The organism is Acinetobacter sp. BZX-2, assembly GCF_055179795.1.
This window is the reverse complement of the sequence record NZ_CM143686.1, coordinates 3,620,080-3,633,212: the sequence shown is the minus strand read 5'-3', so window position 1 is coordinate 3,633,212 and position 13,133 is coordinate 3,620,080. Positions and strand designations below refer to the sequence as shown.

Genomic DNA, 13,133 nt, shown 5'->3' with positions numbered 1-13,133 from the left:
AGAAAACAAATTCATTATTTATCAAAATATTGAAATCTATTTTCACATCCAAACTTTACAAAAGATATATTAAGATATATCTTAATAGTCATTAAAGATACAGATGTAAAAGCAAATGATCGAAGAACAGCATCATCATGGGCGCCGTGGGCGTCTGTTTGAAGCAGGACGAATGAAGCTCTTGGTCTTGCATTTGATCCAGCAATCACCGAAGCATGGTTATGAAATTATTAAAGAAATTGGTGATTTAGTGGGTGGCGGATATAGCCCAAGTGCAGGAACAATCTACCCAACACTGAATTGGTTAGAAGATATGAGCTTTGTTACTGTAGAACCCGCGGAAGCTGATCGTAAGCAATATCATATTACACAGACAGGTATTGCACATTTACAACAACAGCAAACGATCACACAAGAATTACTCGATAAATTGCAAACGCGAAGAGAAATTCACAACAACGACCAACTTTTAGATATACACCGTGCGATGGAAAATCTAAAAACGTCCTTACGCTTAAAACTGAAAAATCAAGATTTTAACCCTGAACAAGTTCGACAAATTGCTGAAAAAATTGATCAAGCAGCTGTTGAAATCACCCGTCTTTAAAACTGAAATTGAGAAGAATATGAAACAACATCAATATCATGTCACAGTACAACACCTTGCCGATGCACAAGGTAATCCATCCACTTATACAGAAAAACTAGAATTTGATGTCGGCAACCATGACGATATTTTTGTGATATTACAACGACTACAACAAGCTGAATTATTTGATGAACAAACCATGAAATCCTTTGCAGTTGGTTTAAAACTGTTTGGAGAAGTGATGTTAGAAAATAAAAACCATGCGTTATTTAAAGATTTTTTACCGCAGTTTGGGCAGTTTATGAAACACCTCAAACAACATGTTAAAAAGTAATCATAGTCAAATAGATAGCAAACCAATGCTGTGAGGAAAAAATGCAGAAAAACCCAAGCATGATCATCGGTAATATTCCAAAACTGCCTGTTAAATATGCGACTTGGATTATGCCTTTACTACTTTCATGTCTAATGAGTGCAGCAATTTCGATGTTTAATCTTTGGAAAAACCTAGGCATGATCGATGGATTCTTTTCCAAATGGTTCCCCATTTGGCTACTTTCTTGGGCGATTGCCTATCCAACAGTGCTGATATTCTTACCAATCGTTCGCCGATTAACAGGTTTAATTGTAGATCTTACGCCACCAGAAGTACCCAAATAGTTCTTTTGAGTGACAAAGCCTATTCAAAATAGTCTTATTTAAAATATAAAATGGGTAATGGATTACTCTCTCAAAGATCTCAAAGATTGAGAAAAATATGCTGTACACAAAGGCTTTTATTCTTAAAATAAAAAAATATTTACAACAAAAACAAAACTACTATTGTCCTATAGATAATATTCAGCGTATTAAGTTAATTATAGGTTAAAGCGGATTTAACCGCTATGATCATAAAATGGAATGATGTTGAATAAACATCCTAAGCTGAACAGCAACTTTAGGATAATAAAATGACCAATAGTAACTATACTGAAATTTCCAACTCTGACGATTGTGAAAAATATGTAAATCAATTTATACAAGATTTTCAAATTCGTTCTGCGGAAATAGGCAAAGGCACTGTCATTAAACGCGCTTTACCCAGTCGTCAAAAACGTATGATTGGCGCATGGTGTTTTCTAGACCATGCAGGTCCTGTCACTTTTCCTCAAGGTGATGGTTTAGATGTCGGGCCACATCCGCATATCGGTTTGCAGACTTTTACATGGTTGATTGAAGGAACCATGATGCATAACGATAGCCTTGGTTCTAAGCAGTTAATTCGACCGAAGCAAGTCAATCTAATGACAGCAGGACATGGTATTTCACATACTGAAGTCGCACCCGAAACTGAAACTAAAATGCATGCAGCACAACTTTGGATTGCGTTACCTGATGATAAGATCAATATGGCTCCACAGTTTGATCATTATCCAGTCCTACCTGTCGTTGAGCAGGACTATGTTGAATTTACCGTATTGGTTGGTGAATTCAAGGACACGATTTCTCCAGTAAAAGTACATACCGAATTGGTTGGTGTGGATTTGTATGCAAAAGAATCGACCAGTACACGTATTCCGCTCAATCCTAAATTTGAATATGGATTCTTAGCATTAGAAGGTGAGGCGGTCATCAATGGTCATGAATTAGATAGTGACAATATGGTGGTGCTCGAACCAGGTATTGAACATATCGAAGTGCAATTACACAAAGGTTCACGTTTATTGTTGATCGGCGGAGAACCGTTTGAATCACCAATTCTACTGTGGTGGAATTTTGTTGGTCGTACCCAAGAAGAGTTGAAAGCTGCAACTGAGCAATGGATTAATCAAGATGCTCGTTTTGGCACGATTCCCGAATATGATGGGCCACGCCTAGAAGCGCCTGCTTTTCCAGATAAAATGCGAGCTTCAAAGTAAATATTGATGAGAAGAATGACAAGGAAAACAACATGGCAGTTATTGCAAGTGCAAAAGTAAAAACCTTTCCAGAACAGTGGTCAGGTGAAATCAGCAGCGGTAAACACCGTTTCATTACAGATAAACCAGAGTCAATTGGTGGGCAAGATAAAGGGCCTGCACCGTATGACTTTATTTGCTCAGGTTTGATTTCTTGTACCATGATCACGTTGCGGATGTATGCAAAACACAAGGAATTTGATTTAGGTGAATTTACTGTTGAAGCTTTTTTCAATGCCAATAAAGAAGGCAAAGAATGGATTGAACGCCGTTTATCTTTTGTTGAGCCTTTGTCAGATGAAATGCATCAAAAGGTTTTAGATATTTGTCAAAAAACACCTGTGACTAAGACCTTATTGAGAAGTGTCGAAATCAGTACCTCAATTATCTGAATGGTTTTGATTCATGTAACTAAGAATGACACTTTGTATAAAAACAATGTGTCATTTTTTTATGTGAATCCGTTATAGTCGATATACAAAATTGAGGTCACAAAAATGATTACACTGCACCACTTAGAACAATCACGTTCTTTAAGAATTTTATGGGCACTTGAAGAATTAGGTGTCGAATATCAAGTTAAATTTTATAAACGATTGCCCACTTTTGCGGCACCACCTGAGTTAAAACAAATTCACCCTTTGGGCAAAGCACCTGTTTTGACGGATGGTGATTTAGTCATCGCTGAATCTGCGGTGATTTTGGAATATCTTCAAAGTACTTATGATACCGAAAACAAATTTAAGCCACAGAATCCTAAAGATTTAATGCAATACAATTATTGGATGCATTATGCAGAAGGTTCTTTGATGCCTTATTTGGTGATGACTTTGGTGATGAGCAATGTACCGAAGCATGTCCCATTTTTAATTAAACCGATTGCCAATAAAATTTGCGATGGGGTAAAGGGTGGTTTTATCAATCCACGCTTAAAAGAACATGCTGCTTTTTTAGAAAATTATTTGTCTGAACATGAATATTTTGCAGGCGATTTTTCTTTTGCTGATATTCAAATGAGCTTCCCTGTTGTTGCGATGCAAGAGCGAGTTAAAGCCAATAATCCACAAATGGTGGCGTATGCAGAAAGAATTCAACAACGTCCTGCCTTTCAAATTGCCAAAGCAAAAAGTAATTTTTAGAGAATGGTGTGGATTTGCTTAGTAGTGTAATGAATTTGAATATGATTTTCTTAGCAGGTGCGTCGGGAAATACCGAATTTTGGCAACCTGTAATCAATCGATTACCACAACAATATGAGAAGGCCACCATCGCTTACCCAAGCTTTGGTGGTCATCCTGATCATGTTGCTGTGCAAAGCTTTCAAGCACTGCAAAATTATGTACTTGAGCACATTCAAAAACCATCGGTTGTTGTTGCACAATCTATGGGTGGAATTTTTGCAGTACAAGCCGCTTTGCAGAAACCTCAGCACGTCAAAGCATTGGTCTTGGTTGCAACATCAGGTGGGATTGATTTAAGTCGTTTTGATGTTGCAGATTGGCGGAAAGATTATCAACAGACTTTCTCTGTGCCCGATTGGTTTGTTCAGCATCAATCTCATTTAGATGATTTCCTTGATCAAATCACTTGTCCTGTATTACTGATTTGGGGTGATGCAGATCCAATTAGTCCTGTAGCTGTGGGGCAGTATTTACACAGTAAAATAGTAAATTCGGAATTGCATATCATTGAAAATGGACAACATGACTTAGCAGAAGTTTATTCTGATCAGGTTACTGAGTTAATTCAGGATTTTATCATCAAGATTGAGCCATAAAAAAGGATGCAGAAGCATCCTTTTGAAATTCATTTATCTTTAATTCATTTTGTTAATTACGTTTAACCACAATTGAATCAATTCCACTGTGTTGCAAAGTTTGTTGTGCAATCACAGCAGCATTTTGAGAATCATAAGGGCCAGAAATCACACGATACCAAGTTTTACCGCCTTCAGAACTTTGTACAACATCGGCAGATAAACCATTGAGAATGATTTCTGCACGACGAGCATCCGCCGCATCAGGATCATCATAACTACGCACTTGTAAAATGTATTCTGGTTGAACTTGCACGGGTGTTGCAGGCTGCACAGAACCATCAACGCCAACGTCCACATCATTCGCTTGAGTCGGCGCTTCCACAATCAGTGGTTGTTGTTGAGTTTTCGTTTCAGGAACAGCTTGATCAGGAATAGGGGTGACTTGTTGTTGTGGTAACAAATCATAGAAACGGTAATCTTTATTGGTATCTTCTTGATAATGCTCAGAAGTGATTTCGTTTCGAGGCTGTACAGGTGCCCACGGTTTCCAGAGCAATAATGCAACTGCAAAACTTAACACGATTAATATGACCACAAGCATACCTAACCATTTGGGAATCAAAGGTTTTTTAGGCTTATTCGGTCGTTCTGACACACCGCGCTGCGTTTTTCCAAACACGTGGACTTCCTCTTATTCTTTATTGTTTACATGCTTTCAGGCGCTGATACGCCAAGCAATGTTAAACCATTTTTTAAGACTTGTTGTACATTTAATGATAACAATAAACGTGCTTGCGATAATGCAACATTTTGATCATCAATGAATTTAACGCCATCTTGTGCATACCAGCCGTGGAATAACGCTGCAAGTTCTTTCAAATAATTCCCCACTTGATGTGGTTCATAATGATTTGCTGCACGTACCATCACTTCAGGATAAGCTGCAAGCTTGGCCAAGATTTCAGTTTCAGTTTCAAGTGTAAGCTGTTCTGCATTTTCACGTGCAGTTGCAACATTAAAATCGATACCTGCGGTACCCGCTTTTTGCAAAATACTTTGAATACGTGCATGTGCATATTGAATGTAATATACGGCATTGTCTTTACTTTGTGAAACAGCAAGATCTAAATCAAAATCAATGTGTTGTTCAGACTTACGCATCACATAATAAAAACGAGCAGCGTCATTACCCACTTCTTTACGCAGGTCACGTAAAGTCACGAATTGACCAGAACGAGATGACATTTGCACCATCTCACCGCCACGCCATAAGCTCACAAACTGCACTAAAAGTACAGTGAGTTTCTTCGAGTCATAACCCATCGCATCGATTGCTGCTTTCACACGGGTAATATAGCCGTGGTGGTCAGAACCCCAAATATCGATCAGGTCAGTGTAGCCACGTTGCAACTTATTTAAATGGTAAGCAATGTCAGATGCAAAATAAGTGGTTTGTCCATTACGACGTTTGACTACACGGTCTTTTTCATCGCCAAATTCAGTTGATTTAAACCAAATATTGCCATCTTTTTCGTATAAAAAACCACGTTGATCAAGCGTTTGCAAAGCTTCATCAATTTTTTCTATGAGTGAGTCTTCACTAAACCATTGGTTGAACGTAACACCAAACTCACCTAGATCATCTTTAATATCATCTAAAATGGCATGTAAAGCGGCTTGATGGAAAATGCGATAGCCTTCGCCAATGAGTTTTTGTGAATTAGAAATTAATCCATCAATGTGTTTTTCTTTATCACCTGAAACAACAACTTTATTGCCTTCGGCATCCAGTTCGTCTGCATACTGCACATCTTCAGGAACATCGAGGTAAACATCAGCAACAGGGCGTACATAAGCATCGCCATCTTTGTCGATAATGCTTTGCGCGATTTCTTTTACATAGTCGCCTTGGTAAGCATTTTTAGGGAAAACTAAAGTTTGACCTGTAAGTTCCAAGTAACGTAAATAAGTCGATGTCGCGAGGATGTCCATTTGACGGCCTGCATCATTGACATAATATTCACGATCAACTTTTGCACCTGTTGCTTCAAGTAAATTCGCAACAGTCATACCATACGCCGCACCACGTCCATGACCCACATGTAGGCTTGACGTCGGGTTTGCAGAAACAAATTCAACTTGAATTTTCTTAGCTGCATTGGCTTGAGTTTTACCATATTGGTCTTTTTGAGCTTGGATTTGATCCAAGACAGCAAAACGCTGGTCAGCATTTAAAAAGAAATTGATAAAACCAGGGCCTGCGATTTCTGCTTTAGAAATATCGATGACTTCAGGAAGGTTCGCTAAGATTTTTTCAGCTAGATCACGAGGTTTCATACCCGCTGCTTTAGCGCCAATCATCGCAATATTTGAAGCGAAGTCACCGTGGCTTCGGTCTTTTGTTCGCGTCAAAGTGCTGGTGTTATTCCAGTCAGATGGAAGAGTCCCTTCAGCTTTTAGGGATTGCATTGCATGATCAAGAGCTGCTTGTATGGCCGTATTCATAATCTATCGAAAAATAAATGTCGCAGAAAAACGCTAAATATAGCAAATTTCCGAGGCTTTAGGTGAATGCATTTGTATAGAATAAAAGGTATTCGATCTGAAATATGCAATAACCATCAGCAAAGGCACTGTGTTGCAATCAGTTGATCAATATAATTTATTTTATTTATCGAAATTTTTACTTTAAAACACAATAAAAACAATATTTTATGTATATATTGGTGTTTAATTTTATTCCAATCAAAAAAATCAAATCATTCTCTACAGCTTACCGACTTATCTAAAAGTTCAGAATGAGCATTTTCAAAGGTATACAGTTTTGAATCATTAAAAATCTTAATCGTCTTTGCAGTTTTTAGAGCCTGTTTAAATGCTGGCATTTTTTTCGCATTGACCAAATCAAACGGATTGCCATAATTTTTATTATCAACTAAGAATTGAATAGAGCCTGTTTGAGGATCGTGAGCTTTGAGTAGGTCTTTACCTTTTTTATCCTGAATCGTAAAGCCTGACTGTTGTGAAGGAATTTTACAATTGAGTCGAAAATACAGCATGTGACCATCAGTTGATTTATTTTGAAGGGTATAAATGCCTTGTAGATCATTTTCAATATATACCCACTGACCAGTCGGCATATTCAGCGTCATTTGTTCTAATTTTTCAAGCGTGGCTTTGCTGGCATCAACCACACCTTGCTGATCTATTTCAGGGGCTTTCGTTTCACCTAAACCGACCAGATTTTTAACTTTATCTGAGGTTTTGGTTACTCCCGTAGACACTTTTTGAACAGTTTGACAGCCTGCACAAAGCAACATCGTAATCAGAAATAAAATATTTAATTTGAAATTCATATTGTTATAGATTTTTAGTTTTGTCATCTTGTTCATAACTTAGAGCGAATGGACAAGAAAATCAACAATTGATTAAAAAAACTAACAAATTAGATCAGGTCTTTTCTGATAAAAAAAGATAATATTTTGATTGGATCGTACAAGTTACTTGATCATTTGACCATGATCTGCTGCTAAAAAATAGCTGAATTTAATTTATCAATTTGTAAAATACTCTAAATATCATTATCACGTATCTAAATACCTATTTCGTCAAAAATAGGCTTAAGCTTATATGCGACAAAAGTCTTAGTTAAGCAAGATATCGAAGTTGAATAGATTGTTGACTTCAAAATGAGAATGGAAATGACAACGGAAAATTTGAAAAAGCATCCTTTATATATTCCTTATGCAGGAAATACCCTGCTGGAACTCCCGTTATTAAACAAGGGTTCAGCATTTTCTGAAGAAGAGCGAATCCGATTTAACTTGCATGGTTTGATTCCTCAGGTGATCGAAAGCATCGAAGAACAAAGCCAACGCTCATATCAACAATATTGCTCATTTAGCGAAGCAATCAATAAGCATATTTATTTACGAAATATCCAAGACACCAATGAGACCCTTTTTTATCATCTGATTGAGAATCATCTCAGTGAAATGATGCCGATTATTTATACCCCGACCGTAGGTGAAGCATGTCAGCGTTTCTCTGATATTTATCGTCGTCATCGTGGTGTATTTATTTCCTATCCTGACCGTCAGCATATCGATGATATTTTACACAATGTAAACCGTAAAAATGTCAAAGTGATTGTGATTACCGATGGCGAGCGAATACTTGGACTAGGTGACCAAGGGATTGGGGGTATGGGCATCCCGATTGGTAAATTATCACTTTATACTGCATGTGGTGGTATTAGTCCTGCCTATACATTACCCATCACACTCGATGTTGGAACCAATAATCCGCAGCTTTTAAATGATCCAATTTATTTAGGTTGGAATCAGCCACGAATCAATGGTGAAGAATATTATGATTTTGTGGATGACGTCATTACTGCGGTAAAACGCCGTTGGCCAAAAGCATTGATTCAATTTGAAGACTTTGCTCAAAAAAATGCCATGCCTTTATTGGAAAAATATCGCGATAAAATTTGCTGTTTTAATGATGATATTCAAGGAACTGCGGCAGTTTCGGTCGGAACTTTGATTGCTGCGAGTCGTGCAGCAGGAAAACAACTGAAAGACCAAAAAGTTGCATTTCTTGGAGCAGGTTCAGCAGGCTGTGGTATTGCGGAACAAATCATTGCACAGATGGTGGCAGAAGGTTTAACAGATGCTGAGGCACGTGCGCAAGTCTTCATGGTCGATCGCTTTGGTTTAATCACTGAGAATCAGCCTAATTTATTGGATTTCCAACGCAAATTGGCACAAAAAACTGATCAAGTTGCGCATTGGGGCAATGCAGAGGAAATCATCTCATTACTGGATGTAGTGAAAAATGCGAAACCTACGGTATTGATTGGTGTCTCTGGTCAACCAGGTTTATTCACTGAAGAAATTATCCGAACTTTGGCTGAAAACTGTGAATATCCAATCGTTTTACCATTGTCTAATCCAACTTCACGTGTAGAAGCGGTTCCTGCGGATATTATTGAATGGACCAATGGTAAAGCATTAATCGCAACGGGTAGCCCATTTGCACCTGTGAATTATCATGGCCAAACCTTTAATATTTCACAATGTAATAATTCTTATATCTTCCCAGGTATTGGTTTAGGTGTGATTGCTGTTCAAGCGACACGTGTGACGGATAATATGCTGATTGCGTCAAGCTCAGCATTGGCTGATTGTTCACCAAAACTGCATGATAAAAATGCCGATTTGTTACCAGATTTGAATGAGTTGCAGCAAGTCTCTCGGATTATTGCTTTCAATGTGGCAAAAGCTGCGATTGCGGATGGTGTTGCACCTGCGATCAGTGATGAGCAATTACAGCAAAATATTGAAAAGAATTTCTGGAAACCAGAATATCGTGAATATAAACGTGTGCCTTTCTAAAATCTATTGATATTGATTCATGGGGGACGATATCGTCCCCTTTGTTTTGTTTAGCTTCATAATACTTGCTTTATTCCAGTTGTATTTTGAATTTTTTTGTTTAATATAGCTTCATATATAATTCACTACAAATAATTAAAATGTTAAAAAATATTCATGTATTACTAGAGCGCTTTGGTTTAGGACTGCAAAAAAGAGCGATTCATGTTCAATTTTCAAATCCAGTGCTCAATGCCAATGTATTTCTACAGTGTATTCAAGGCACACAACATATCAATCAAGGCTTAAAGGCAGAATTATTGTGCCTATCGGTCAACGCACATATCCCACTAAAGCAATTTATTGGTTGCCAAGTTGCTGTAGATCAAGTGAATGATTTTGGTGAACTTTATCGAACTACGGGCATTATCACTGAGGCGAGTCAGGGGCAAAGTGATGGGGCACTTACTGTTTATAAAATCATACTCGAAGATGCAACCAGTTTATGGCATAAGCGCCGTAACAGCCGTGTTTTTATGAATAAAAGCGTGGTGGAAGTTTCAGAAATTTTATTTAAAGAATGGCAATCTAAAAGTCGCTTGTTTGCAGCAAGTTTAACTTTGGACTACCGCGGTTTAACCAAAGACTATGACATAAGACCGCTGATTATACAGGTAAATGAAACAGACCATGAGTTCTTAACTCGCCTTTGGCGGAGTGAAGGTATTAGCTGGTTGATTGATGAATCAACGCCGATCGTTTCAGTCTCTGCAACCGAAATTCAAGCACAGAAATTACGTTTGATTGATGATAATTCACAATACAAAGCAATGCCACGACGAATGATTCGTTTTCATCGTAGTCATGCGACTGAACGTTTTGACACGATTACCAGTCTAATTGCAAAGCGTTCAATTCAATCGACCGCAATTCAGGTTCAACGTTGGCAAGCTGCTTATTTGTCACAAGAACAGCCCTATGCGATGTTCAGTCATCATCAGCACAGCGAACAGCAAGACAATGAATCTTTAAGTTTAGAACAGGCATGGACACTGAGCCCTGCATGGACGAGTGATCTAAAAGGTGAAGATCAGACGACCATTTCCAGTTCGGCACAGCTGAATCAGATGAATGCGCAACTCATGCGTTATCAAGAATTACAATCTAAATATTTTACCGCAATTAGTTCTGTGCGAGATGCACAAGTCGGCTATTGGTTTGAGTTGAAAGAGCACCCAGAAATTGATCAGCATGAAGGTTCTGATCGAGAGTTTTTAATTATGGGGAAAACATTTTATAACCAAAATAATTTACCTAAAGAACTACAAGATCAACTCTCAAAGTTACTCAATTTAAGCTATTGGCATCATTTAATCAAAGATCAGCGTCAAGCCAACGAATTGTCTTTGGTGCGCCGTAGAATTCCGATAGTCCCTGAATACAATCCTTTAATACACCGACCAGCAGCATTTCCACAACGTGCCAAAGTGGTTGGGCCTGAAGGCGAAACGATTCATGTAGACCAATGGGGACGTATTAAGGTTCGTTTCTTATTTACCCGTCAGGAGGACAATACGCATGATTGCGGGGCAGGTTCTAATGATAATGGTATGGATTCTGCTTGGGTTGATGTACTGACACCATGGGCAGGTGAGGGGTATGGCACGCGGTTTCATCCACGGATAGGTGAAATCGTTGTGATTGATTTCTTTGATGGCAATGTGGATCGCCCATTTGTTGTGGGGCGTTTGCATGAAGCGCAACGCCATCAAACGAAGTTTGATGGTAAAGGACAACTCCCTGATACGAAAAAACTCAGCGGTATTCGTTCTTCTGAAGTAAATGGGTCTGGTTTTAATCAGCTTCGTTTTGATGATACAACCGGACAAATCAGTGCCCAATTGCAGAGTAGTCATGCTGCGACTCAATTGAATTTGGGCAATCTAAGTCATCCGAAAGATAAAGCAAGTAGTGATGGTCGCGGTGAAGGTTTTGAGTTGCGTACAGATGCTTATGGTGCAGTGCGAGCGGGTAAAGGAATGCTTATTAGCACCTATGCGCAGGAAAATGCACTTGCTGAGCATTTGGAAGCAGCACAAGCTCAATCTTTACTGAAACAAGGTGCTGATAGCATGAATATGCTCAGTGAAGTTGCAGTAAAACAGCAAACAGATGCGTTGAATGTATTGAATCGGCTGCCAAAACTGATCAATTCTTTAGAGTTGAAAGGTGCTAATCAAGCGCTTCAAGCAACTGTTGGATTATTTAAAAATGCGGTGAGTCGCGATCCAATTTCAGCTTTGAAGGATTGCGGTGGCTTTATTGATGATATTCAAAAATTTGGTACGGACTCTGAAAATATTATTGATGAATTTAAAGACTTTTTCAATGAAGCAACAGAGTCAGTTGATAACTTAAAAGCGTTTATTGAAAACATAGAGGAGCATGGTTCAGATCTGTTAAAGGTCAAACTTACGGGTTTAAAAGACCAATTTGATTCTGACCCTTTTGCAGGATTAAAAGCCTTAGGTGAAGTCATTACTCATGTTGAAATTAAAGATTTTGATGTGATGAGCCCATGTGGAACGTTTAGCAAAGGCAGTAAGTTGGATGTTAATCCAATACAGGCGCTCAATTCTTTACAGGGTTTTATGGAAGGTTATACCCAAGATTTAGAGAATAGTGATGATGAAAAGGATCAAGCACAAGGCAAGATTTTCCGTCAAGCGTTAATGTTATTGGCTTCTCCCAATGGTATCGCTTTAACCACACCAGAAGACATCATTTTACAAGCTTCTCAAGATATTGCTGAAAGTGCTCAAGGTTCGATTAATTTAAGTGCGCAGAAGAATATTGTGGCTCATGCGCTGGAGAAGCTGAGTTTGTTTGCGGCTGAAAAAGGCATAAGTGCTTATGCAGCCAAAGGTCCAGTCAAGGTACATGCTCATGATGATTTGATTGAAATGATTGCAAAAAAAGTCATTAAGTTTATTTCAACTGAAGGCAAGATTGAAATGATAAGTACACAAGAGATAAACCTCAAAGCTGGTGGCTCACAACTTATTATTAATAAAGAGGGCATTTTTATTAATACTGGTGGTTATTTCAAAATTAAAAGTGGACAGCATGTATTTGAAAGCGGGGCAAAGGTATTTTATGAAGTGCCTGAGCTACCAAATACGGTCATGTATAGCAATAAGTTGGATGTATATGATTTATTTTGGGAAAGTGATTTTAGTCAATTAAATTATAAAGCATTTGTGCCACAGACAGGTGCTTTTATTTCTGGGCAAATTGATGAGCATGGGCGTACTGGGAAGATTAGCACACCAGAACCATCAAAAATGCAAGTCTTGGTTGGTTCTGATGATGAATGGGGACTTTCAATAGAAAGCTTTGATGAAGAAGACTTTATTGAGGGTAATGACCAAAGTGATTCTAACTCAAATACCGAAAATAATGAATAAGAT

At 38.2% G+C, this 13,133-nt stretch carries 12 protein-coding genes; 9 read left to right on the top strand and 3 right to left on the bottom strand.

Going from position 1 to position 13,133, the window contains the following annotated elements:
- Nucleotides 1-115 precede the first annotated feature (115 nt).
- The 7 genes from ACY45D_RS17125 to ACY45D_RS17095 all read left to right on the top strand — a co-directional run bounded on the left by ACY45D_RS17125 (nucleotide 116) and on the right by ACY45D_RS17095 (nucleotide 4,303).
- Complete coding sequence (locus ACY45D_RS17125) at nucleotides 116-607, top strand: PadR family transcriptional regulator (protein ID WP_463107779.1); 492 nt, start codon at nucleotides 116-118, stop codon at nucleotides 605-607.
- A gap of 19 nt (nucleotides 608-626) precedes the next feature.
- On the top strand, nucleotides 627-923 hold the full coding sequence (locus tag ACY45D_RS17120) for a DUF3861 domain-containing protein (RefSeq protein WP_463107778.1): 297 nt from the start codon (nucleotides 627-629) through the stop codon (nucleotides 921-923).
- Nucleotides 924-964: 41 nt separating this feature from the next.
- A complete protein-coding gene (locus ACY45D_RS17115) occupies nucleotides 965-1,249 on the top strand; it encodes a DUF2798 domain-containing protein (protein ID WP_463107777.1) in 285 nt (94 codons plus the stop codon).
- Nucleotides 1,250-1,539: 290 nt separating this feature from the next.
- Nucleotides 1,540-2,487 carry a pirin family protein gene (locus ACY45D_RS17110; RefSeq protein WP_463107776.1) on the top strand — a complete coding sequence of 316 codons (948 nt, stop codon included), beginning with the start codon at nucleotides 1,540-1,542 and terminating at the stop codon, nucleotides 2,485-2,487.
- 32 nt (nucleotides 2,488-2,519) lie between these two features.
- Nucleotides 2,520-2,918 carry an OsmC family protein gene (locus ACY45D_RS17105; RefSeq protein WP_463107775.1) on the top strand — a complete coding sequence of 133 codons (399 nt, stop codon included), beginning with the start codon at nucleotides 2,520-2,522 and terminating at the stop codon, nucleotides 2,916-2,918.
- 105 nt (nucleotides 2,919-3,023) lie between these two features.
- Complete coding sequence (locus ACY45D_RS17100) at nucleotides 3,024-3,665, top strand: glutathione S-transferase family protein (RefSeq protein ID WP_463107774.1); 642 nt, start codon at nucleotides 3,024-3,026, stop codon at nucleotides 3,663-3,665.
- A 35-nt stretch (nucleotides 3,666-3,700) separates the two neighbouring features.
- Nucleotides 3,701-4,303: an alpha/beta fold hydrolase gene (locus ACY45D_RS17095; RefSeq protein ID WP_463109508.1), complete on the top strand. Its 603-nt coding sequence runs from the start codon at nucleotides 3,701-3,703 to the stop codon at nucleotides 4,301-4,303.
- Between the two features lie 52 nt (nucleotides 4,304-4,355).
- Here ACY45D_RS17095 and ACY45D_RS17090 read toward each other — a convergent pair whose 3' ends face one another.
- The 3 genes from ACY45D_RS17090 to ACY45D_RS17080 all read right to left on the bottom strand — a co-directional run bounded on the left by ACY45D_RS17090 (nucleotide 4,356) and on the right by ACY45D_RS17080 (nucleotide 7,641).
- Nucleotides 4,356-4,964 (bottom strand): SPOR domain-containing protein, encoded by a 609-nt coding sequence (locus ACY45D_RS17090; RefSeq protein ID WP_463107773.1) that lies wholly within the window; start codon nucleotides 4,962-4,964, stop codon nucleotides 4,356-4,358.
- Nucleotides 4,965-4,990: 26 nt separating this feature from the next.
- A complete protein-coding gene (gene argS / locus ACY45D_RS17085) occupies nucleotides 4,991-6,790 on the bottom strand; it encodes an arginine--tRNA ligase (RefSeq protein WP_463107772.1) in 1,800 nt (599 codons plus the stop codon).
- 254 nt (nucleotides 6,791-7,044) lie between these two features.
- Entirely contained in the window at nucleotides 7,045-7,641 is a 597-nt protein-coding gene (locus ACY45D_RS17080; protein WP_463109507.1) for a hypothetical protein, read from the bottom strand.
- A gap of 345 nt (nucleotides 7,642-7,986) precedes the next feature.
- Here ACY45D_RS17080 and ACY45D_RS17075 point away from each other — a divergent pair, with 345 nt between their 5' ends.
- Nucleotides 7,987-9,684 (top strand): NAD-dependent malic enzyme, encoded by a 1,698-nt coding sequence (locus tag ACY45D_RS17075; protein WP_463107771.1) that lies wholly within the window; start codon nucleotides 7,987-7,989, stop codon nucleotides 9,682-9,684.
- A 140-nt stretch (nucleotides 9,685-9,824) separates the two neighbouring features.
- Entirely contained in the window at nucleotides 9,825-13,130 is a 3,306-nt protein-coding gene (locus ACY45D_RS17070) for a type VI secretion system Vgr family protein (RefSeq protein ID WP_463107770.1), read from the top strand.
- Nucleotides 13,131-13,133: the final 3 nt, after the last annotated feature.

Excerpts from the sequence above, each read along its gene's own strand:
- argS (WP_463107772.1), bottom strand. The coding sequence starts at position 6,790 with ATGAATACGGCCATACAAGCAGCTCTTGATCATGCAATGCAATCCCTA.
- ACY45D_RS17105 (WP_463107775.1), top strand. The coding sequence starts at position 2,520 with ATGGCAGTTATTGCAAGTGCAAAAGTAAAAACCTTTCCAGAACAGTGG.
- ACY45D_RS17110 (WP_463107776.1), top strand. The coding sequence starts at position 1,540 with ATGACCAATAGTAACTATACTGAAATTTCCAACTCTGACGATTGTGAA.
- ACY45D_RS17120 (WP_463107778.1), top strand. The coding sequence starts at position 627 with ATGAAACAACATCAATATCATGTCACAGTACAACACCTTGCCGATGCA.
- ACY45D_RS17115 (WP_463107777.1), top strand. The coding sequence starts at position 965 with ATGCAGAAAAACCCAAGCATGATCATCGGTAATATTCCAAAACTGCCT.
- ACY45D_RS17125 (WP_463107779.1), top strand. The coding sequence starts at position 116 with ATGATCGAAGAACAGCATCATCATGGGCGCCGTGGGCGTCTGTTTGAA.
- ACY45D_RS17100 (WP_463107774.1), top strand. The coding sequence starts at position 3,024 with ATGATTACACTGCACCACTTAGAACAATCACGTTCTTTAAGAATTTTA.
- ACY45D_RS17075 (WP_463107771.1), top strand. The coding sequence starts at position 7,987 with ATGACAACGGAAAATTTGAAAAAGCATCCTTTATATATTCCTTATGCA.
- ACY45D_RS17080 (WP_463109507.1), bottom strand. The coding sequence starts at position 7,641 with ATGAATTTCAAATTAAATATTTTATTTCTGATTACGATGTTGCTTTGT.
- ACY45D_RS17070 (WP_463107770.1), top strand. The coding sequence starts at position 9,825 with ATGTTAAAAAATATTCATGTATTACTAGAGCGCTTTGGTTTAGGACTG.